We start from the raw sequence: 21588 nt of genomic DNA, 5'->3' as shown, positions 1-21588 counted from the left end.
AATCGGGTTTGGCGGATCGACCGCCCCAAGGGTTCGCAGGGTGGGTGAAACCCACGCGTCCGGTCGATCTGGCGAAGACCGCGTGGGTTGCATCCACCCACCCCTGTCAACATGCAGCCAGGCACTCATCGCGGCAAATGATCTTGCGCTTTTCCGATGCTTTAAGAAGAACCCGTTCTGCTGAGTAGCCGTAGTGCGGCATATCGAAGCATGAGTAGCCGCGCAGCGGCGTATCGAAGGACACCATAGCGGCTGCATACCGAAAGCATGTCTTCATCTGGTGAACGCGCTCTGTCAGCCCCTTCGATACGCCTGCTGCGCAGGCTACTCAGGGCGAACGGTTAGTGGTTATGCAGAGAAAAGACGTGTCTTTTTGTAAGCCACAGAAGCGTTTCATGAACAAGGGATTCAGAACGTGCTCGGTAGGCACTTGCATCCGGCATGTTGACAGGGGTGGTTGCACTCACCCTACCGCTGCAGGGATGATGGACTTGGCAGCCCAACGCCGCATGCCGCATGTACATGTTCTCATCGCTCCCCGGCGCCATCGAGCGGTGGCCCCAAGTCGTCCAAGTCATCTCATCGTCCCTTGGCCGCCGTCCTCAACTGCACGAAATCCACGCCCACCTTGTCCGGCCCGTATCGTGACCTCATCTGCGCCAACTGCTTCTCCAGCGTTGCCAGGTAGGTTGCCGCAGGTTCCTGCTCGGCGCGCATGCCGGCAAACAGCGGCGCCGGCACCGTGAGCAGCACGATCATCTCCTTGCCGAAGGGTTTGGAAATGACCCAGCCGCCGGCATTGCCTACCGTGGCCGCATGGCCGGCCGGCGCGCCGTTCTGCGGCGCACGCGGGCTCGGCACCATGTGCAGCACGTTGCCGTCAAGCTCGTAGTAATCGAGATAGACCTGCGAATCCCATGCCGGCGTGGTGATATCCAGCACCAGCCGGTCGCCTTCGGTCAAGGCGCCGCCGGCCGCCCTGATGCGCACGTTCACCGCGTTGCCGGCCTGACGGCTGCGCACCCAGTAGGGTCCGAGCGCCGCCATCAGTGCGCATTTATCGTCATCAATGGTTTCCACGTTGAGGTCCACTGATTGGGCGCCGGGAATGGCGGCCAGCTTCTCCCTGAGTCTGGCTTCGCCATAACGCTGCGCCAGAAAGCCGCGAACCCGCAGCGCATTGCCGTGCAGCTCGGGCAGCAGCGCGGAACATGGCACTTCGCCGAGCACCGGTATCACCGACGCCATCGTGAGCGCAGGCACGATGGTGGGAGCGGTAGACACCGGCGCGGGAACGGAGGATGCCGGGGCGGTAGATGCCTGCGCAGGGAGCGGCGCCGCTGGCGCTGCAGCCTCAGTCGGTGCCGGTTGGGGCTGACTAGCCGGCGTGGCGCGGCCATGCCAGGTCTTCAGCGTTACGCCGAGCGCCACCAGCAGCACGGCCACGCCGGCCGCGTAGCCGAGGTATTCCACACCGCTGCGCTCACCGCGAAAGCCGCGCAGGAAAGCCTCGGCCGTCGGCGTGCGCCGCTCGCGCTCGAAAGCCAGCGCCGCCTTCAGCGCGCGCCACGGGCGCAGACCGAGATTCCTGGGCCGCTGCGGCTTCATGCCGGCATGGCGCGCCTGCAAGGCAGGCAGGCGGTCGAAGGGATGGCGACCACAGAGCAGTTCATAGGCTATGCATGCCAATGCATAGATGTCATCGCGCGGATCCGGCTCGAGTCGCTCTAGCATTTCCGGGCTGGCGTAGGCCGGCGTCAATCCACCGAGGCTGCCCGGGTCGAATACCGTGGCCTCGCTGTCGTTCTCCGGCTTGTGAAAGGCGCGCGCAATGCCGAAGTCGATGACCTTCACTTCGCCGCGCTCGCTCAGAAAGACATTCGCCGGTTTCAGGTCGCAATGCACGAAGCCGCGCTCATGAGCATAAGCAAGACCCTTCACGATGCCGCCGACGATGCGCACCACCTCGGCATACGGCAGCCCGGAAAAGCCGGGCTCGCGCAGCACTCGGGACAGCGGCCGGCCGGACAGATATTCCATCGTCAGATAGACCGTCGTGCCGTCGCGGTCGAAGTCGTACACGGTGACGATGTTCGGGTGAGCCAGCTCCTGCGCCTTCTTCGCTTCCCGCTGCAGCGTGATCAGCGACTGCGGATGGCCGCGGAAATGCACATTGAGCACCTTGATCGCGATATACGGCTTGCGGTCCGAGGCTTCCAGCTTGCGCAGGTCCAGCGCCTTGTACACCGTTCCCATGCCGCCGAAGCCTATGCATTCCTCGAGCACGAAGCGGCCGTTGAGAATGTCGCCCACGCCCTTGATGCGCTCGCCCTCCGGCGCCGCCTGCGCGCCGTCCCAGCTGTCCTGGTCGGCGCCCACCACCGATCGCGGTGCGGCGACGCGCGTTTGCAGCGATGAACCGCGGTCCGCGCCAGCACTGCGTCGCGCAGCATGGCGGCCTATGCGCCGCTGCAGTTCGATATAGAGGTCGCCGGGAAGGCGTTGCTGGCTTTCGGCCTGCCGCAGCATGGCGAATAGCGCCTGAACGTCTTGCTCCCCCGTGGACAGGAGCTCTTCGACGCGGTCAAGGAAGGCATTGCGGGACAGGCCGCCGTTCTGGAAGGTATGAATCGCGTCCGCGAGACTAGCCATGGGTATATGCCCCGTGTTCAGGACTTTGCCTTTCCCGTGCCCGGGAAGCCCCTTCATTGGAGCATCTTCAGCGACGATGGCTCCACGCCGCGCTTGCGGCTGCTTGAGGTGCAACAAGATCGCTGCGCGCACTCGACGTCGTCGCAACATCGCTACTCAGGTCTTGCGTCATGCGAGTGTTGGGCCCGATGCGACAGTCGTATCCGGCGTGTTGGATGCGCTGCGTCACCCGCATGCGCAAGCATGCCGCGATAAGCGGCACACAGACGCCACGCCTCTCGAAATCCCTCATGTTTTCAATGGATTGCGTGATCCGGCCCGAATGAGGCATGTCCTGGCACGGTCCATGCGATAGAGAGATCGAGCGCAACAACCGGCTCACTTACCCAAGCAAGCAACCTCTAGGAGAACGCAAATGAAGACCCTGATCATCCAAGACCTGTCCATCAACGAAGAACTGCATGCCAAGGCCATGAGCGAAGTGCGCGGCGGCTTTTATGGCGGCTGGAAGATGCCGTCACTGAGTGGCGAGCATCCGGCCTCGAGCTACACCACCAATGTCTCGCTCGCGCAGGGCAACAGCCAGACTCAGCAGAACGCCACCGGCAATGGCTCGGTCACCTTTGGCGGCGGCATCCAGGCCTACAACAATCAGCAGGCATTCAATGTCGTCGATTCCGGCTACTCGCCGATGCGCGACATGCTGCGCTTCTGATTCCAGCCCGACAGCCATACACCATCCCGAACCGATACCGAAGGAGAACAGCATGAACGCCCTCAACATCAAGGACCTGTCCGTTGCCGCAACCCTGGACGACAAAGCCATGCACAAGGTGCGCGGCGGCACCGGCCGCGGCTCCAGCTACAACAGCTGCTTCAAGATGCCGTCCTACCAGTACTGCGAGCCCAAGCCGGTCAGCCACTCCACCACCGTCGACATCTGCCAGTCCAATACCCAGTATCAGCAAAACCCCACCGGCAATGGCTCCGCCGTCTTCTGCGGCGACATCGCTGCCTGGAACAATCAGCAGGCCGGCAACTACGTCGGCCGCTATTGAACCGTAGCTATCCAAACCCGTGCGCCGGCCATCCCGGCCGGCGCCCTCGATAACGCAAAGGAATCTCGCCATGTCTTCCCTCGTCATCCGAAACATCGCCCCGGACGCCGCGCTGGACCGCCGCGCCATGGCCGCCATTCGTGGCGGCACTGCGGGCAGCCCCAGCATCGCCATCAACATCCCGATCAATGTGGCCCAGACCAACAACATGGAGCAGCATGTGGCCGTGCTCAACCACAGCATCATCGGCCCCGGCGTCGACCTCGGCGGCCTGCAGGTCCGCCCCACCCAGATCGGCTTCAATGCGCTGGCGCTGCCGCCACGCTTTCTCTGAACGGCCGGCGCCGCGGTCGCTATCACGCAGAGGCAGGAATGAATCCATGTCAATGCATGAACACCGACCTTGCATAAGCTGTTCTCATGTCCCCGGGCATGCCTGCCGATGCGGCTCGTGTGCCCGGGCTTTCATCGTTCATGGAGGAATGCCTCATGGCCAGCCTCATCATCCGTGACCTGACGGAAAACACCGATCTCGACCACGAAGCCATGGCTGCAATCATCGGCGGCGCACGCCTGCGCGGCCGGCCCGTCAATCTTGGTCCCGCGTTCGCACGCGGCGCGCGCATCGTCGATTTTCCAAGCGGCGTGCAGCGTAGCCGGTCCGCGGGCGGCCAATCCCGCGCGGTGCCATCAAGCGCGCCTGATCGCCGCAAATAGCCAACGCGCACCACGGCGCTGCAAAGGCAACGCGGGCCCATGAAGGGCCCGCGTCGTCATCGCCTTGTACCGATTACTTCAGGAACTTCAGAACTCTTCCCAATCACCACCAGCCGCAACCCGTTTCGGCGCGGAAGAACCGGTAGCGGAATGCCGCAGGGCTGGCGCCTTCGACCGGCCGGACAACGCCGGGGCAGGCGCCGCACGCGCGCCAAGCTGTTGCACAACGACGTGCTGCGCGCCATCCACCCTGAATACCGCCACCGCCTGCGCCAGCCGGCCAGCCTGCTCCTGCATCGATTCGGTCGCCGCGGCAGCTTCTTCGACCAGCGCCGCGTTCTGCTGCGTGACCTGATCCATTTGCGCGACGGCGGTGTTGATCTGCTCGATGCCGGCGGTCTGTTCCGCGCTGGCGGCAGTGATCTCGGCCATGATGTCGGTCACGTGCTGAACGCTTTGCACGATGTCGTTCATCGTCGTGCCGGCTTCGCCGACCAGGCGACTGCCCCTGTCCACCTTTTCCACTGAAGTATCGATCAGCATCTTGATTTCCTTCGCGGCATTGGCGCTGCGCTGCGCCAGCGTCCTGACTTCGGAAGCCACGACGGCAAAACCGCGGCCCTGCTCGCCGGCGCGCGCCGCTTCCACCGCGGCATTCAGCGCCAGGATGTTGGTCTGGAACGCGATGCCATCGATCACGGAAATGATGTCGACCACCTTGCGCGCCGACTCGTTGATCTCGGCCATGGTGTCTACCACTTCGCTGATTACCGTGCCTCCCTTGGCGGCGAAGGTGGATGCGCTTTCGGCGAGCGCATTGGCCTGGCGCGCGTTGTCCGCATTCTGCTTGACGGTAGAGGTCAACTCTTCCATCGAGGAAGCGGTTTCCTCCAGCGAGGAAGCCTGCTGCTCGGTGCGGGAAGACAGATCCTGGGTACCCGACGCCACTTCGGCCGAGGCGGTGGCAATGCTTTCAGTGCCGCGGCGGATCTCGGTCACGGTCGTCACCAGGCTTTCGTTCATGCGCTTGAGCGCCGCCAGGAGCATGCCGGTTTCATCGCTGGTACGTACTTCGATGCGGCTGCTCAGGTCGCCGTCCGCCACCGTGTTGGCCACTTCCAGCGCCTGCGCCAGCGGACGGGTGATGGAGCGCGTGATCCGAAAGCCAAGGAATGCGGCAAGCGCCACGATGGCTGCGCCTATGCCCAGCAGCAGATTGCGGGTGTCGTGATAGCCGCGCTCGGCATCCTGACCACTCTTTCTGGTCAGCTCGACCTGGAACTCGATCATCTCGGCAATGCTGCTCTTGTAGCTCGCCAGTACCGGACGCAGGTCGCTGTTCAGATAGGCGCGCGCTTCGTCCGCCGTGCCTGAATTGACAATGGCGATGAGCCGATCGGCCTTCACCACATACTGCTCCTGGGACTCCATCATCTTCTTCAGGATGTCCTTACCCTTGGGCAGCACGATGAGCTTCTTGAGCTCCTCGTAGTTCGCATTGATTTCGCGACGCGCGGCGGCGATCGTTTCAATCTGCTTCTGCGCATCCGCCTTGTCACGAGCGAGCATCAGATTTCGCAGGGCCAGCGCAACGTCATTGACCCGGCCGCCGAGCGCGTAGGACACCTGGATGCGCGGCAGGCGCAAGTCGACGATGTCAGTGGTATTGGCGTTCACGCGCGAGAGCATCATCGCGCTGAAAAGAATAATGCCGACCAACAGCAGGCAAATCGTGCCAAAGGCCAGCGCCAGCCGCGTGCCGATCTTGAGATTGTTCAGTTTCATATGTCGTTCGTCTTCATGTTGGATAGTCCACACCTGCAGCAGATGTGAATGCCATGACGGCTCCATCGAAGCGTTCTCGGCGCCAGGCTGCATGCGGATGCGCACAGGTAGTGACGCAACTGCGGAACACGCAGCCCAAAGGGCCAGTTCTTCAGGCGAGCACTATGCGGCAGTCCCTCGTGCGACGCACTCGGATTCTTTCGACTTTGGGCCTAGATAATTTCCTATTGGAAACCGCTATAGTTTCTGGTATGGAACATGCTGCCGGCTTGGAACGAGCAGGCAGTGTGCATGTTGTTCATGCCATGCCGCACGGCGCCGCGGATAGACCTTCCGGCACGCACCGCTGGCATCGCGGCCGCGTGGAGTGACTGCCTGCATCCGATTCGCAGTGTTCGTTTTGCGCCGACAGCTTGCCAGGGCGGTGTTGGCCACCAGCCGGCACCCTGGTAGCAGGCACGACGGCGCCGATATGGCTCCTCGTATCCACCCGGCGGATTTACCCTTTTACTTCAATGACTTGCATCCAGAACGCCCTATTTACCAAGGGCTGGCACAGTCCATGCGATAGAGAGTTCGAGCGCAACGAAAAGCTCACTCAACCCGGCAAGCAAACCACCTGAAGGAGAACGCAAATGAACACCCTGATCATCCAAGACCTGTCCATCGCCGAAGAACTGAACGGCAAAGCCATGAGCGCAGTGCGCGGTGGCTACAGCAGCTACAGCAGCTGCTTCAAGATGCCTTCCTGCCATCCGTACGAGTACAAGCCTTCGGTGAGCTCGACCACCACGGTAAGCGCGCAGCAGCAAAACCAGCAGTTCCAGCAGAACGACACCGGCAACGGTTCGGCCACGTTTGGCGGCGGCATCACCGCTGAAAACAATCAGCAGGCTTTCAACGTGCTTGGCGGCTTCGGCGGCCTGCGCGTGCCGGGCTGAAGCATCGCCATCTTTTAACGACATTCAATCGAAGGAGAACAGCATGAACGCCCTCAACATCAAGGACCTGTCCGTTGCCGCAACCCTGGACGACAAAGCCATGAACAAGGTGCACGGCGGCACCGGCCGCGGCTTCAGCAGCTACAGCAGCTGCTTCAAGATGCCGTCCTACGAGTACTGCGAACCCAAGCCGGTGAGCCATTCCACCACCGTCGACATCGCCCAGGCCAATACGCAGTGTCAGCAAAACGCCACCGGCAATGGCTCCGCCGTCTTCGGCGGCGACATCTGCGCCTGGAACAACCAGCAAGCCGGCAACTACGTCGGCCGCTATTGAACCGTAGCTATCCAAACCCGTGCGCCGGCCATCCCGGCCGGCGCCCTCGATAACGCAAAGGAATCTCGCCATGTCTTCCCTCGTCATCCGCAACATCGCCCCGGACGCCACGCTGGATCGCCGCGCCATGGCCGCCATCCGTGGCGGCACTGCGGGCAGCCCCAGCATCGCCATCAACATCCCGATCAATGTGGCCCAGACCAACAACATGGAGCAGCATGTGGCCGTGCTCAACCACAGCATCATCGGCCCCGGCGTCGACCTCGGCGGCCTGCAGGTCCGCCCCACCCAGATCGGCTTCAATGCGTTGGCGCTGCCGCGGTTCTGAAACGCATTCCTTCCTCATCGGCGACGGAGAGTCATCATGGCTGAGCTCATCATTCGGGATCTTCCCCTCGCAAGCGAATTGCAAGCGGGCGCAATGTCATCCATCCGCGGCGGCGGCGGCGCGGGCTGGGTGTACGGCTGGATACGCCCGTATGTCCCGACAATGGCAAGTGATGGCGGCTTTGGCGGCGTCATCAATGTCTTTGAGGTCACCAACAACTACTTCGCTCAGCAGATGAACAACCAGTTTCAAAGCATAGACGTCAGCAACACCGCGCCGAACGCGCAGATCAGCCTCGCCGTGGATCAACGCAGCATGAATATCAAACCATAGCCATATCGCTGCGCCGCAGCCGCACGGTGGCGCTCTATACTGCAAGGAGACGAGCGACCCGCTGCGGAGAACGCCATGGCGCATGCGAATTCCCTTCGATGGCTATCCGCGTCGCGATCCCATCCGGGCGCGGTGCGTGAAATCAATGAAGATGCCTTGCTGGATTGCCCGGAACGCGGCTTGTGGGCCGTCGCCGACGGCATGGGCGGGCACAGCCGAGGCGACATGGCCAGCCGCGTCACGATCGATACCCTGGAGCACATGCCGGCCGCGCCGGGGCTGACGCAAGCGGTGGCCGAGGTGCATGAGCGACTGCAATCGGTCAATCATCAATTGCAGATGGAAGCCGCACTACGCGATGTGGGCACCATCGGCACCACTGTCGTGGTACTGCTCGCGGCAAATCATCGCTGCGCGTATCTGTGGGTCGGTGACAGCCGCATCTACCGCTTTCGCGATGGACAACTGACGCAGCTCACCAGCGACCACAGCGTGGTCGGCGAACTGGTGGCCCGCGGCGCGTTGTCGCCGCAGGATGCAGCGAGCCATCCGGCGCGCAATCTGATCACGCGTGCCATCGGCGCGATGGAGCCGCTCGACGCGGAAGACGGTCTCGTCGATGTCTCGGCCGGCGACATGTTCCTGCTGTGCAGCGATGGCCTTTCCAATGAAGTCGGCAACGAGGAGATCGCCCGCCTGCTCGCCTGCCACGACTGCCATCGTGCGGCCGAGGGCCTGGTTGATCTCGCGCTGGCCCATGGCGGTCGGGACAATGTGTCAGTGGTTGTGATCATGGCCGAGGATGTGGCCGCGCAGGAAAGTACAGTGCTCAATCCGGCGGTGTGAGGATTGGAACGCTAGCGGACCATGTACAGCGACGATCTTCCGTAGGGCAGACGCCTCCGCAAGACCCGCACACAAGCACCCTCAAGCTTTGCGCGGCCGGAAATCCCGCGAATGCAATCCATGCTTCTTCAGCAGCATCTGCAGATGCGAACGATTCATTTCGCAGCGGCGCGCCAGTTCCGTCACGGTGCCGCCAACTTCGCGCAGGCCGCGCTCGAGAAAGGCGCGCTCGGCTTCGTCGCTGGCCACGCGCCTGGCATCGGCGAGCGAGGCTGGCGGCGCGACCGCGTCGGCCGCGCGCCGCGCCGGAACATTCAGCTCGCGCTCGCGCATACCGGGCCGGATATCCTCGGGCAGATGCGCCAGGTCCGCGACCTCGCCGGCCAGGCAGGACAGGCGATAGATCAGATTGCGCAGTTCGCGGATGTTGCCCGGATAGGTATAGCCGAGCAGGAAGTCGCGCAGGCGCGGCGTCATCTTCATCGGCGCGCGCTTCAGCGCTTCGGCCGCCTCGTCGCTGAAATAGGCGCACAGCAAGGGGATTTCGTCGCGCCGCTCGCGCAGCGGCGGCAGGCTGACATGAATCACGCTCAGGCGATAGAACAGGTCTTCGCGAAAACTGCCCTGCGCAATCAGCTGACGCAGATTGCGATTCGTCGCCGCGACGATGCGGGCATCCACCGAGATCACATCATCGGCGCCGACCCGTTGTATCTCATGCGATTGCAGCACCCGCAGCAGCTTGACCTGTCCCTGCAGAGGCAGCTCGCCGATCTCATCCAGGAAGATCGTGCCGCGATGCGCGCTTTCAAACTTGCCGCGGCGGTCGGCCGCCGCGCCGGTGAAGGCGCCCTTCCTGTGGCCGAAGAGTTCCGACTCGATCAGGTTCTCCGGTATCGCGCCGCAGTTGACCGACACATAGGGCTTGTCCGCGCGCGCGCCATTGGCATGGATCACCTTGGCCATCAATTCCTTGCCGGTGCCGCTTTCGCCATCGATCAGCACCGGCAGATCGGTCGGCGCGGCCTTCTCGGCGATCTCCAGCGCATCGAGCAGGCGCGGGTTATCGCCGAAGGTGCCCTCGAACACGAAGCTGCGCTGTCGCAGCGCCAGGCGGCGCGCGCCCGGCGCCGATGCGGCCGCCAGCACGCTGACCGACTGGCCTTCTCCCGTGGCCGCGGCGACGAAGCGCTCCTTGTGCGACAGCTGCATCACTTCATCGCGCAGCGCGCCGGACTGCCGCAACAGCTTCTCGATGTCGGCCCGCTCCAGGCGCGTGGCCCAGCGCAGCGACGAGCGCATGATCTCGATCTTCTCGATCAGCCCGGCATAGGAGAGGGCCGAGCGCGGCGCCGGCGGCTGGTCGAGGATCTTCATGCCGTGCTCAACTGCTTCTGCACCAGCTGGTAATACATGCCGCGCCTGTCCACCAGCTCGTCGTGCCGGCCCTGCTCCACCACCGCGCCTTCGTACAGCACCAGGATCTTGTCAGCGCGCATGATGGTGGAGAGCCGATGCGCGATGATCACCGCGGTGCGACCCTTCAGGATCTCGTTCATGTTGCCGATGATGTTGCTCTCGGATTGCGTATCCAGGGCCGAAGTCGCTTCATCGAAAACCAGCAGGCGCGGATCGTGATACAGCGCCCTGGCAATGCACAGCCGCTGTATCTGCCCGCCGGACAAGCCCATGCCGCGTTCGCCGACCACCTGCTCATAGCCCAGCGGCAGCTTGCTGATGAAGGCATGCGCATCGGCCATCTTTGCCGCTTCCTCGATGCGGCGCCGGTCCGGGCTGTCGTCACCGCTGGCGATGTTGGCGGCCACGGTGCCGGAAAACAGCAGGTTGCTTTGCATGACATAACCGACCTGCGCCCGGTAGGAATCCTTGTCGACGATGTTCATGTCATAGCCGTCGACGCTGATCCTGCCGTCGGTCGGCGCATAAAAGCCCACCAGCAGCTTGGCCAGCGTGGTCTTGCCCGAGCCGCTGCGGCCGACGATGGCCACCAGCTCGCCGGGCCGGATTTCGAGGCTGATGTTTTCCAGCACATAAGGCGTGTCGTCGCCGCCATAGCGGAAGTAGACGTTCTCCAGCCGTATCTCGCCATGCAGGTCCGGCAGCACCACGCGCGAGGACAGGTCTTCGGGCCGTTGCTCGGGCTCCATGTCGAGCACGTCGCCGAGGCGCTCCATCGCTACACCGGCATCGTTGAGCAGATTCCACAAGCCGACCAGTCCCATCAGCGGCGCCAGCACGCTGCCCATCAGCGAATTGAAGGCAATGAGCTGGCCGATGGACAGTTCGCGCTCCAGCACCAGGCTGGCGCCGACCCAGAGGATGGAGATGGTGACGGCGGCGTTCAGCAGCTGGCTGGCCAGGCCGACGACGATGTGGAAGGATTGCGCCCGGTACTGCTCCTGCAGCGCCTTCACGTATTTCCTTTCCCACTTCAGCCGCACCGCGCGTTCCATGCCCATGCCCTTGACGGTTTCCACGCCGCCCAGCGCTTCCATCAGAAAGGCTTGCGCGTCGGTGGAGGCGTTGAACACATCGCGCGCATATTGCTTGAGTCGTGGGGTGACCAGCACGGTGAGGCCGACGATGGGAATCACGAAGGCGATGAGAATCAGGGTCAGCTTCAGGCTGTACACGAACATGATGCTGAAGTAGATGAACACCATCAGCAGGTTCAGCACCGTGCTTACCGTGGACTCGGTGAGGAAGGCGCGGATCGTATGGTTTTCCTGAAAGCGCGCCAGGATGTCGCCGGTCTTGCGCTTGGCGAAGAAGGAAAACGGCAGCGACATCGTGTGCCGGAAGAAGTGCGACATCATCGCGAAATCCATGTTGCGCACCATGAAGTTCGACAGATACGCACGGATCGTGCTCATGAGCTGCGTGAAGACGCTGGAAATGATGAGGCCAAGAATCAGCAGGTGCAGGAGGCTGATGTTCTGGTGCACGATCACGCCATCGAGGATGTTCTGGATGATGAGCGGCGGCACCACGCCGAGCAGCTGGATCACGAAGGTGGCCAGGAACAGGTTCAGCAGGATGCCGCGATAGGGCCGCAGGTAGGCGATGAAGCGCAGCCACGGTGAACGCGCCAATGCCAGCCGCGCCATGTCCTGCCCGGGTGTAAAGAGCAGGCAGGTGCCGCTCCAGCCGCGCTCGAATTCCTCCACCGTCATCTTGCGAAAACCGATGGCCGGGTCGGCCACATGCACCTGCCGCGCCGACACGCCGTACACCACCACATAGTGATAGCCCTCCCAATGCGCGATGAAGGGCAGCTCGAAGCCGCGCAATGCATCGAAGGTGCATTGCACGCCGCGCATGGTGAAGCCCAGCGACTCGCCGACCCGCGCCAGGCTATCCATGGTCGCGCCCTGGGTCGTGACATTGGCCAGCTCGCGCAGCTTGCCGAGCGTGATCGCGATGCCGTAATGCCGGCAGATCATTGCCAGGCAGGCGGCGCCGCAATCCATTTCCTCGGCCTGCTCGACAAAGGGAAAGCGCTTGACCAGCCTCTCGCCGAATTCCGGGCTGGATGCCAGATCGAGCTGCACCTTGCCGCCGCGACGTTCTGCCAGGCGCTTCTGCCGGTCCAGCTCCCTTTCGATGTAGCGGATGCGTTCCTCCAGCGCTTCCCTGAGCTTCGGATTGCGCCCCAGAATCTGGTGCACCGTGCGCTCGGGTATCACCAGCAGTGTGGTGTCGGTAGCGGCGATGGCCGTCGCCATCTGCTCCTGGCGCAGCAGGCAAGCCTTCTCGCCGAAGACCTCGCCCTGGCGCAGCGTGGCCAATGGATAGTCGTTGCCGCCTTCATTGCGTACCAGTCGCACCTCGCCGCGGCGCACCACATACAGGCGCCGGTCGTCGCGGCTGTCCTGCCTGAAGACTTCACGTCCGGCCGCGATGCGCTTGACGCCGACGCTGCGCACGAATTCTTCCAGCTCGGCGCGATCGACCTTGCCGCGCAGATCGAACAGCCGGGTGACGAAGCCGCCGGCAGAACTGATGGCCACGAAACTGGTGATGTAATCCTGCGCGGCCGGATTACCGGCAATGACAGGCGCAAACGCTTCCCTCGGAATGATCACCAGTTCGGTGCGCGCGGCCGCGCGTACCGAGGATTCATGCGCATGTTCGCGCAGCATCGCCAGCTCGCCGAAGACTTCGGGTGCCTTCTTCACCCCCATGCTGATTTCCTTGCCGTGCTCCTCGGTGAAAACCCGCACCGAGCCGGACTTGACGATGTACAAGCCGGCGGCCGGCGCGCCGGCATTGCACACCGTGTCACCAAAGGAGCACGCCCGCGTCTGCGCCTGCCGCGCGAGCTGTTCGAGCTCGGCAGGCGTGAAGGAGGAAAGGATTTCGACCCCGCCCAGGAAGTCGGCCAGGGCCTGCTGTGGAGAGGCGGCGTCCATGCGCGCTGCAGTGAAGGTGTGAGTGACGGTGGCTAACGCGCCTCGATGATGTGTTCCTGCGCCCGCGCCAGCAACCATTCTTCGCGCAGCAGGCGCCGCACTTCAGCGGCGGTGTCTTCGTCAAGCGCTGCCGGATGCCGCGCATCGACGCGAAAGATCTCGAACAGGGAACGGTCCGGCGTGGCGTAAGGGCCGATGACTTCGCCGGCATTGGCATTGAAGACACGCGCTTCGATGTCGCCGCGCAGCGAACCGCGCAGGACCCGGCCGATAGCGCCGCCATGCTCGCGCGTCTCGGCCAGCGAGTGCTCGAGCGCCATGTCGGCGAAGGCATCCGGATCGTCTTCCAGGCAGGCCAGGATTTCCTTCGCCTTGCCCTCCGAGTCGACCAGGATATGGCTGACCTCCATGCTGTCGAACTTCGGCGAATGGAGATGGAAGTATTCCGCCACGGCAGCGTCGCTGCAGACTTCCTCCATCATCTTTTCCTGGTACAGGCTGTCGACGATGAAGGCTTCGAATTCATCGAGGGATACGCCGAGCGCATCGAGATAATTGTTCATATCCGCGGCCCGATGCAGGCCCTGGATGCGGCGAAACTGATCGGCGCGCTCCTGCACCTCATCCGGCGGCAGCGCAATCCCCCGCTTCTTGGCCGCCAGTACTGTGATCCGGTCACGCACCAGCTGCTCGACAAGACTTTCGAACTGGCCGTTGAGTTTCAGGGTCTTCACGAAGTCTTCGATGCCGATGGTCTGGTCATCGATACGCACGATCGCGGACATGGCTTTGTTCCTTATGCGGACGCCATCAACACGCCAAGAGTAGCGCGGCGCAGGGCCGATACGCGCGCGGCAAGGCCTCGGTTGCAATCCGACTGACGTACATCAATAGTGCCGGCATGCCGGCTCGCTCGACCTCTTGCCGCGCGGCAGGGAACCGGAAGCAGGTAGAGCCGGTCAATCTGTTTCAGGCCTGGCGCAATCGGTGAGGCAGTCATGAAGCGGATCGAGAAGGATGGAAAGTTCTATCGCATGCGTCGCGGCAAGCTGGTGGAAATTCCCGCGGAATGGGTAGGGGAAGTCGCCTATCCGCAAACCATACGGGAACGTCCGAGCAAACTCATCGGCAAGGTAGCGCGCTTAACGAAATATGCGGATAACCGCAACCGCAAGGACCGCGCGACGCAGGTCAGCGATGAATTCGCTGCGGAAGAACTCAAGAGGCAGTGAAGGTATCAGTCAGCAACCGTTCTAATCTCACAAGGGGACAGCATATGCGGCAGCGCGATAGAAAGAAGATGGTGGACAGGCAATCGCTTGCCAGTATCCACATCGGCAGGTTCATCGACGAGTTGAGCCAGGCGCTCGAGGATGCCTACCGGAAGTCGCTCGAGGAAGAGAATGACGCAGCGGGTGATACGACGGCGCAGGCCAAGGACACGGAAGTCGCCTCCTGACACGCGAGAATGGAGCCAGTGCGCCGTTCAGGGCCCGGCACCGCGGCTCATGAACCGCATGCCCGCCTGGGTATCGATGACGAGGTGACTCATGGGCCGCTTTAGCCGCGTAGTGGGCAATTGCAGCTACCGCTTCGCCGATTTGCGCAATCTGATGGCCAAGGCAACGCCGATGCGATCGGGAGACTGCCTGGCAGGCGTGGCAGCCGGCAGCGCCGAGGAACGCGTCGCCGCGCAAATGGTATTGGCGGATCTGCCGCTGACGACCTTCCTGAATGAAGCCGTGGTGCCCTACGAAAGCGATGAGGTGACGCGCCTGATCATCGATACGCATGACGCGGCCGCTTTCCAGCGCATACGGCATCTGACCGTCGGCGACTTTCGCGACTGGCTGCTCGGCGATGAGGCGGATGAAACGACGCTGTCGCAACTTGCGCCCGGCATTACGCCGGAGATGGCCGCGGCCGTGTCCAAGATCATGCGCAACCAGGACCTGGTGCTGGTGGCGCGCAAATGCCGCGTCGTAACCCGCCTTCGCAATACCCTCGGGCTGCCCGGACGGCTGTCGACCCGCCTGCAGCCGAATCATCCGACCGATGATGCCTCGGGCATTGCCGCCAGCCTGCTCGACGGCCTGCTGCATGGCAGCGGCGACGCGGTCATCGGCATCAATCCGGCGAGCGACAATGTGCCGCAGGTCGTACGCCTGCTCGGCATGCTGGACGACATCATCCGCCGCTACGCGATTCCGACGCAGTCCTGCGTGCTGACGCATGTGACCAATACGCTTGCCGCGATCGAGCGCGGCGCGCCGGTGGACCTGGTGTTTCAATCCATCGCCGGCACCGAGGCGGCCAACCGCAGCTTCGGCATCTATCTCGCGCTGCTGCAGCAAGCGCAGGAAGCGGCGCTGTCGCTGCGACGCGGCACCGTCGGCGAGAACCTGATGTATTTCGAAACCGGGCAAGGCAGCGCGCTGTCGGCGAATGCGCATCACGGCGTGGATCAACAGACCTGCGAAGCGCGCGCTTACGCGGTGGCGCGCAAGTTCAAGCCGCTGCTGGTCAATACCGTGGTCGGCTTCATCGGTCCGGAATATCTGTATGACGGCAAGCAGATCCTGCGCGCTGGCCTGGAAGACCACTTCTGCGGCAAGCTGCTCGGTTTGCCGATGGGATGCGACGTCTGCTACACCAACCATGCCGAAGCGGATGGCGATGACATGGATGCGCTGCTGACGATGCTGGGCGTTGCCGGCTGCAACTACATCATGGGCGTGCCGGGCGCGGACGATGTCATGCTCGGCTATCAGAGCACCTCGTTCCACGATGCGCTGTACCTGCGGCGCACGCTCGGGCTGCGCCCGGCGCCGGAGTTCGAAGCATGGTTGCGCGAGATGCAGATTTTCAGCGGCGATGGAAGCATGCGGCTGGGCACAAGCCTGCCGCCGGCATTTCAGCAAGCGCTGCTGCGGTTGTCCTGAGGAGAGATGCGATGTCGCAAGGCAAGCCGGTGCAGGATCCGTTGCAGCCGCTGCGCCGATTCACGATGGCCAGGATAGGGCTGGGCCATGCCGGGGTGAGTGTTCCTACCGCGGCGCAACTCGCGTTTCAGCTTGCGCACGCCCGGGCGCGCGATGCGGTGCGCCAGACGCTGGATGCGGCACGGCTGCAGAGGATGATCGAACAGGCGCTGCCATCGCCACCGCCCGTGTTACGACTGCATTCGGCCGCGGCCAACAGGGATGTCTATCTGCACCGACCGGACCTCGGCCGCCAGCTCGACGAGCCGTCCCGCCTTGCGCTGCAGTCAATGGACCGCGAAGAGGACGCCTACGACCTTGCGATCGTCATTGCCGACGGCTTGTCGGCCTTAGCCATCGAGCAGAACGCGGCGCCCTTTCTGCAGGCGCTGCAGCAATGCATCGAGCCGGAGGAATGGTCGCTCGCGCCTATCGCCATTGTCGAGCAGGCCCGCGTAGCCATCGGCGACGAGGTCGGCGCGGTGCTGGGCGCGCGAGCGGTCGTCGTGCTCATCGGAGAACGGCCCGGTCTCAGCTCCCCCGATAGCATGGGTCTGTACCTGACCTGGCAGCCACGGGTCGGCCTGACCGATGAAAGCCGCAACTGCATATCGAATGTCAGGCCTGCGGGCATGCGCTACCCGGATGCGGCGGTGAAGCTGCACTATCTGCTGTCGGAAGCGCGCAAGCGGCAACTGACCGGCATCCACCTGAAAGATGAAACGAGCGGCAACGCAGATCTCACCGGCAGTGGCGGAGACGGATTCTTGCTGTAGCAGGGCGTTGAAGCACATAGCGAATGAGCCGAGCCTGATAGCGCAGGCGGGGTCTTTGGGAGCGTCAAGCTGCTGTAGCCGCCACCGGCTGCAAGCATGGCTGTGGCGTGCAACCGTCCGGCGGCGTGATGATCACTGCGGACGGTGAGCTCGGCACGCGCAAAAGCTCTACCGTTCCCGCACCCTGCCGTGCGCAACGCTGAGAGGCTTGTTTGCACAAGGACTCGCGCACCCTGCACCGGTAAGCCGAAATTCAAATGCGCTGAGCGAGCGCTGTCGCAAAGAACTCAGTCACTTGCCGCACTCTTGCGGAAATGTATCTGCGATTCGGCCAGACGAGGCTGACATCCCTCGTTTCACTGATGAACTGATCGAGAACGGTGATGATGTCCGCAGACCGCAATTCGCCGACCAAGGAGGCACGGTAAAACATGCCGATGCCGATGCCGTCCCGCACGGCAGAAAGCATCGTCTCCACTGTATTGGAAGAAAGGTTGCCGCTCACCCGTACGCTGAATTTTCCGCGCGGTCCGACGAAATTCCAGCTGTCGACACCGTTGTAAATGATGCAGTTATGGTTTTGCAGGTCTTCAGGATGACTCGGCATTCCATGCTGCTCGAAATACCGACGGGATCCGGCACACACCAGTGAAGTGGTGGTCACGCGTCTGACCACGGCGTCGGGACTGTAGACGGGACTGACCCTGATCGCCAGGTCAACATTTTCCGCAAGCAGATCCTGCACACTGTCGGACAGGATGAGATCGAGTTTGAGCTTCGGGTGCAGCGCCAGCAATTCCGGAATGAGCGGGAGGACATGAAGCCGGCCGAACGTAGCGGATGTCGCGATCCGGACGAGGCCTGAGATCTCGAGCGTACTGTTCATCAGTTCCCCGTCCGCTTGCTCCATTTCTTCCAGCAGCGGCCTGGTCCGTTCGTAGTATTTGCGGCCATGATCGGTCAACGTGACGCTGCGCGTGCTCCGGTTGAATAGCTGCACGCCAAGGCGCTTCTCCAGAGCACCGACGGATTTACTGATCACCGACTGCGACTCGCCGATACGCCGCGCGGCGGCAGAAAAGCCGCCTGCTTCCACGACCGCAACGAATGCGGTCAACTCCTGAAATCGATCCATTGCCTATCCATCAGCTGGTTGTCCACCTCGCGCGCGGCATGCGCTTCACCATTAGCCTTATTGCATGAGCCGGTCGCATGCGCGGCATATTAATCCCGTTTCGGAATAAGTGTCATGAAGGATGAGCGGATTATCAATGCATTTGGGCTTAATTACTATTGTCCTCATGCCGTCAGCCGGTGCGAATGATTCCAGGAAAAGCATCGTATGACGGCCGTGGCAATACAGCCCAAGGTGCAGACACGCCAGCTTTTGTTTTGACGACGTTGCCCAATCGTCGCTCGAACCATGCCTATACGCTTCCTTGGGCTGCACTCGATAACTGACCAAAGGATCTAAACCATGAACACAGCAAATCATGACCGTAGTGCATCAAGCGCCCCATCGTTGAACCTCTCGGGAAAGAAACTAGTCGTTGTCGGAGGAAAGACCGGGATCGGTCTGGGAATCGCGCGCGCAGCACGCTTATCGGGTGCAACGGTGATCGTCGCCAGTCGTCGCATCGCGTCGCTGGAAGAACGTCCGGACCTTGCCGATTTCGAGCAGGTGAGTCTGGATATGCGCGACGAAACGGCCGTACGCATGGCTTTCGAGCGCATCGGATCGTTCGATCACCTCGTCGTCACCGCAGCGCCCGACATCGGCACCTGGGGCGGTTTCATGGACGCAGATATGCGCGGGGTGCGTAGCTACCTGGAGGGAAAATTCCTGGGTACATGGGCCTGTGCCCGTTATGGCGCGCCGCATCTCCGGGCGAATGGTTCCATCACCTTTCTTTCCGGCGGTATGGCGGCTCGACCAAAGATCGGCTATGCCGCTGTCACCTCTACGTTTGCCGCTGTGGAAGCCTTATCCGGTTCCCTTGCGCTGGAACTGGCGCCGACCCGCGTCAACACAATCCGTCCCGGCTTTGTCGATACTGATATGTGGAGCTTCTTGCCTGATCAAGCCCGTGAGGGACTTAGAAAGAAAGTGGAAGAGACGTTCCCGTCGCGGCGCGCGGGCAAAGCGGAAGACATTGCGCACGCGGCGCTGTTCCTGATGACCAATCCTTATGTGACCGGAACCGTAATCGAGGTATCCGGTGGTGAGAATCTTGTTCCAAGCGTCTCCTGATGCCGACCCGATCTGCTTGCGTCTCATTTGCCGAAGCAAGAGACGGCTGCGAGATGAAGTGAGGTCGAGATTGCGGCCATGGCCAAGCGCAATGGCTGCCTGATCGCAAAAACATCAACAAGGCGGCTTCATTCCCGTCCGGACAGAACACAGGATGGGGCAGCGGGTGAACAGGTGAAGCCGCTGCCCCTATCCAGATCTGCGTTCAAGGTCTGCTTGCGGTTGCGGCTAAGCTCACGGCCGCCGTCGGAAATAAAAAGGGTCATGCATAGGAACGTTGAGCAGCAGCGATGTTGAACAGCACATGAGCAAGGCGCATCAGTATGATCAAAGCCTATTTCATTCCGCCTACAGACTTGGCATCGCCTTTTTCCGCCTGCGCCTTGGTCTTGTCGGCTTCTTCCTTCGCATGTTGTGTGGCTTTCGGAGAGGCGTTCTTCACCACAGGTTTGTGCTGGGTGTTGTCCGCCTTCTCATCTTTCACCACCGCCGCCGTGTCCTTGTCGGACGCGGCAAAAGCGCTGCATGCGTAAAGACCGGCCAACACAATGAACACTATTTTCTTCATGAGCATCCTTTCAGTTTGCTATGCGCGAGGACCCGCGGAACAATGGCGCCGCGCGATGTAGACGCCATTCCCAACTCAAGGTTACAGCGCTCGGGAACCATGTGGCGGCAGAGTCAGACCGCATCCAGGACGGTATATACGGCGTGCGGCGCCGATGCACTGTTAACGCCGCATGCCGTGCAGCAAACCTGGCCGGCACCTATTGCCCCCGGCCATGTGCCTGCCGCATCAACGCCGTTGGCCGGTGACCTTTTCCCAGCCGTGGCGCACCGCTGCCTTCATGTTGTCCCAGGTCGAACCGGGATTGCGCCCTTCCCAATCGCTGCGGGCATTGGCTTCGATCTCATCCCAGGAGCGGCCGCCGTATCGGCTATCCGATGCCAGCGTCGTCCCATATTGATAGGCAGTCGCATAGTCGTCGTAGCTGCCGCCGGTACCGGCATAGCGCGTCGCATAGTCCTTGCGGAACTCATCTTCATAGGCGCTGGAGTTGCTCAGGCCGGTGCCGCCGTCGCGCTCGACATCCACCACGGTCTTGCGCACCGTATCCGAGATCTGCTGGGTGCTTGAAGTCGCTTCCTTGCCCACCACGACTTCTTCGACCACGTGCGCTTGTTTGCTGACCACGGCTTTCTCGGCGGTTTCCCGGACTTCGATGGTTTCGTCCTTGAACGCGGCAAGATCCGCTTCGGAAGCGGGTCGATTGACCGGGCGGCGCTCAATGGACGCATGCTCTTCACGCAGCGTCACGGTTTCCGACACCGGCTTCTCGACCACATGGGATGTCACCTGCACCGTGCCGAGTTCAACCTGACGCTTGCCGACTTCGAGCTGCTCTTCCACCACGGGAATGGTGCCGGCGTCCTGCATACGCGCGCCTGCTGTTCCTGCCGTGGCGGCCGTGGCGGCCGTGGCGGCGGACTTGCTGTTCCAGCGCGTTTCGAAATACTGCGCATCTTCGCTGCTGCGCGGTTTCACGCCCATGAGAATGCCGCCATTCTTGATCCCCGCTTCGTAGTGCTTCACTGTCTCTTCCGGGATTCCCCATCCGACCAGCGCGCCGAGCAGGCCACCGGCGGCGCCGCCTGCACCAGCGCCGGCCAGCGCGGCAGCCAACGGACCAGCCACGACCAGTCCCAGGCCGGGCAACACGATCGATGTGCCGACAGCGGCAATGGCAGCGGCGATCGCGCCGAGCGCACCGCCAACGCCCGCACCGATGCCCGCGCCTTCGGCCGCCTTGGTGCCCAGTTCAGTCTTGACCGCATCCTTGCCGGAAAAGTGGCGCTTGCGGGTTTCATCGCTCATGACGAGGTTGACATCCTTCTGCCCGTAGCCGCGTGCGGACAGGTCCTGATACGCCTGTTCCGCGCTGGCACGGTCGGGAAACATGCCGGCAACGACTGGGGTGTTCTTGTTCATGGTAGCCATGGAGATCTCCTTGCAGGGTTGAGAATGGCAGGCAGCGCTGCGCGCCGCCGCTCCGCTTCGGATGGGCCTCCCTGCGGACAACCCGAGCGACGCACGCTGCCATTGCAATGCCGGTCAGATAGGCCGACTTGCCTGCGGTTCCGTCGGCTGA

At 62.5% G+C, this 21588-nt stretch carries 23 protein-coding genes; 14 read left to right on the top strand and 9 right to left on the bottom strand.

Features of this window, described 5'->3' with window-relative positions; all coding sequences use genetic code 11:
• Positions 1 to 106 precede the first annotated feature (106 nt).
• Positions 107 to 247, bottom strand: a complete 141-nt coding sequence (locus tag JJB74_RS11930; RefSeq protein ID WP_200592093.1) for a hypothetical protein — start codon at positions 245 to 247, stop codon at positions 107 to 109.
• Positions 248 to 579: 332 nt separating this feature from the next.
• Entirely contained in the window at positions 580 to 2652 is a 2073-nt protein-coding gene (locus tag JJB74_RS11925; protein WP_200592092.1) for a serine/threonine-protein kinase, read from the bottom strand.
• Between the two features lie 415 nt (positions 2653 to 3067).
• Between JJB74_RS11925 and JJB74_RS11920 the strand changes: the two genes are divergently transcribed.
• The 4 genes from JJB74_RS11920 to JJB74_RS11905 all read left to right on the top strand — a co-directional run bounded on the left by JJB74_RS11920 (position 3068) and on the right by JJB74_RS11905 (position 4427).
• The gene (locus JJB74_RS11920; protein WP_200592342.1) at positions 3068 to 3367 is read left to right on the top strand and encodes a hypothetical protein; all 300 of its coding nucleotides are present in this window, start codon (positions 3068 to 3070) and stop codon (positions 3365 to 3367) included.
• Positions 3368 to 3419: 52 nt separating this feature from the next.
• The gene (locus JJB74_RS11915; protein ID WP_200592091.1) at positions 3420 to 3710 is read left to right on the top strand and encodes a hypothetical protein; all 291 of its coding nucleotides are present in this window, start codon (positions 3420 to 3422) and stop codon (positions 3708 to 3710) included.
• A 70-nt stretch (positions 3711 to 3780) separates the two neighbouring features.
• Entirely contained in the window at positions 3781 to 4044 is a 264-nt protein-coding gene (locus tag JJB74_RS11910; protein ID WP_200592090.1) for a hypothetical protein, read from the top strand.
• Between the two features lie 155 nt (positions 4045 to 4199).
• Positions 4200 to 4427, top strand: a complete 228-nt coding sequence (locus JJB74_RS11905; RefSeq protein ID WP_200592089.1) for a hypothetical protein — start codon at positions 4200 to 4202, stop codon at positions 4425 to 4427.
• A gap of 87 nt (positions 4428 to 4514) precedes the next feature.
• On the opposite strand, the gene JJB74_RS11900 is transcribed toward JJB74_RS11905, so the two are convergent.
• Complete coding sequence (locus JJB74_RS11900) at positions 4515 to 6212, bottom strand: methyl-accepting chemotaxis protein (RefSeq protein ID WP_200592088.1); 1698 nt, start codon at positions 6210 to 6212, stop codon at positions 4515 to 4517.
• 635 nt (positions 6213 to 6847) lie between these two features.
• On the opposite strand from JJB74_RS11900, the gene JJB74_RS11895 reads away from it, so the two are divergent.
• From JJB74_RS11895 to JJB74_RS11875, 5 genes are all read left to right on the top strand, one after another.
• The gene (locus tag JJB74_RS11895; RefSeq protein ID WP_200592341.1) at positions 6848 to 7153 is read left to right on the top strand and encodes a hypothetical protein; all 306 of its coding nucleotides are present in this window, start codon (positions 6848 to 6850) and stop codon (positions 7151 to 7153) included.
• Between the two features lie 43 nt (positions 7154 to 7196).
• Positions 7197 to 7490 carry a hypothetical protein gene (locus JJB74_RS11890; protein WP_200592087.1) on the top strand — a complete coding sequence of 98 codons (294 nt, stop codon included), beginning with the start codon at positions 7197 to 7199 and terminating at the stop codon, positions 7488 to 7490.
• Between the two features lie 70 nt (positions 7491 to 7560).
• Complete coding sequence (locus JJB74_RS11885; protein ID WP_200592086.1) at positions 7561 to 7818, top strand: hypothetical protein; 258 nt, start codon at positions 7561 to 7563, stop codon at positions 7816 to 7818.
• A gap of 36 nt (positions 7819 to 7854) precedes the next feature.
• Positions 7855 to 8151: a hypothetical protein gene (locus tag JJB74_RS11880; RefSeq protein WP_200592085.1), complete on the top strand. Its 297-nt coding sequence runs from the start codon at positions 7855 to 7857 to the stop codon at positions 8149 to 8151.
• A gap of 75 nt (positions 8152 to 8226) precedes the next feature.
• Positions 8227 to 8997, top strand: a complete 771-nt coding sequence (locus JJB74_RS11875) for a PP2C family protein-serine/threonine phosphatase (protein ID WP_200592084.1) — start codon at positions 8227 to 8229, stop codon at positions 8995 to 8997.
• Between the two features lie 81 nt (positions 8998 to 9078).
• On the opposite strand, the gene JJB74_RS11870 is transcribed toward JJB74_RS11875, so the two are convergent.
• From JJB74_RS11870 to JJB74_RS11860, 3 genes are read right to left on the bottom strand one after another with little or no spacing between them, the layout of a single operon-like run.
• Positions 9079 to 10374, bottom strand: coding sequence for a sigma-54 interaction domain-containing protein (locus JJB74_RS11870; RefSeq protein ID WP_200592083.1), 1296 nt, complete (start codon positions 10372 to 10374; stop codon positions 9079 to 9081).
• A complete protein-coding gene (locus tag JJB74_RS11865) occupies positions 10371 to 13430 on the bottom strand; it encodes a peptidase domain-containing ABC transporter (RefSeq protein ID WP_200592082.1) in 3060 nt (1019 codons plus the stop codon). Before JJB74_RS11865 ends, JJB74_RS11870 begins: the two co-directional genes overlap by 4 nt.
• Before the next feature lie 32 nt (positions 13431 to 13462).
• Complete coding sequence (locus tag JJB74_RS11860; protein ID WP_200592081.1) at positions 13463 to 14215, bottom strand: peptidylprolyl isomerase; 753 nt, start codon at positions 14213 to 14215, stop codon at positions 13463 to 13465.
• Positions 14216 to 14428: 213 nt separating this feature from the next.
• On the opposite strand from JJB74_RS11860, the gene JJB74_RS11855 reads away from it, so the two are divergent.
• The 4 genes from JJB74_RS11855 (at position 14429) to eutC (ending at position 17187) form a co-directional block, all read left to right on the top strand.
• Positions 14429 to 14662, top strand: coding sequence for a hypothetical protein (locus JJB74_RS11855; protein ID WP_200592080.1), 234 nt, complete (start codon positions 14429 to 14431; stop codon positions 14660 to 14662).
• A gap of 44 nt (positions 14663 to 14706) precedes the next feature.
• The gene (locus tag JJB74_RS11850; RefSeq protein ID WP_200592079.1) at positions 14707 to 14889 is read left to right on the top strand and encodes a hypothetical protein; all 183 of its coding nucleotides are present in this window, start codon (positions 14707 to 14709) and stop codon (positions 14887 to 14889) included.
• A gap of 91 nt (positions 14890 to 14980) precedes the next feature.
• Positions 14981 to 16372 (top strand): ethanolamine ammonia-lyase subunit EutB, encoded by a 1392-nt coding sequence (locus JJB74_RS11845; protein WP_200592078.1) that lies wholly within the window; start codon positions 14981 to 14983, stop codon positions 16370 to 16372.
• Positions 16373 to 16383: 11 nt separating this feature from the next.
• A complete protein-coding gene (gene eutC / locus JJB74_RS11840; protein ID WP_200592077.1) occupies positions 16384 to 17187 on the top strand; it encodes an ethanolamine ammonia-lyase subunit EutC in 804 nt (267 codons plus the stop codon).
• Between the two features lie 253 nt (positions 17188 to 17440).
• On the opposite strand, the gene JJB74_RS11835 is transcribed toward eutC, so the two are convergent.
• Entirely contained in the window at positions 17441 to 18322 is an 882-nt protein-coding gene (locus JJB74_RS11835; protein ID WP_200592076.1) for a LysR family transcriptional regulator, read from the bottom strand.
• 342 nt (positions 18323 to 18664) lie between these two features.
• Between JJB74_RS11835 and JJB74_RS11830 the strand changes: the two genes are divergently transcribed.
• Positions 18665 to 19438 (top strand): SDR family oxidoreductase, encoded by a 774-nt coding sequence (locus JJB74_RS11830; protein WP_200592075.1) that lies wholly within the window; start codon positions 18665 to 18667, stop codon positions 19436 to 19438.
• 334 nt (positions 19439 to 19772) lie between these two features.
• On the opposite strand, the gene JJB74_RS11825 is transcribed toward JJB74_RS11830, so the two are convergent.
• Both JJB74_RS11825 and JJB74_RS33670 read right to left on the bottom strand, forming a co-directional pair.
• Positions 19773 to 20006, bottom strand: coding sequence for a hypothetical protein (locus JJB74_RS11825; RefSeq protein WP_200592074.1), 234 nt, complete (start codon positions 20004 to 20006; stop codon positions 19773 to 19775).
• Positions 20007 to 20234: 228 nt separating this feature from the next.
• Positions 20235 to 21437, bottom strand: a complete 1203-nt coding sequence (locus JJB74_RS33670; protein WP_267913153.1) for a YsnF/AvaK domain-containing protein — start codon at positions 21435 to 21437, stop codon at positions 20235 to 20237.
• Positions 21438 to 21588: the final 151 nt, after the last annotated feature.

The organism is Noviherbaspirillum pedocola, from assembly GCF_016632335.1.
GTDB classification, from domain to species: Bacteria; Pseudomonadota; Gammaproteobacteria; order Burkholderiales; family Burkholderiaceae_D; genus Noviherbaspirillum_A; species Noviherbaspirillum_A pedocola.
The sequence above is the reverse complement of the archived record's forward strand: the minus strand, read 5'-3'. Positions and strand labels throughout refer to the sequence as shown.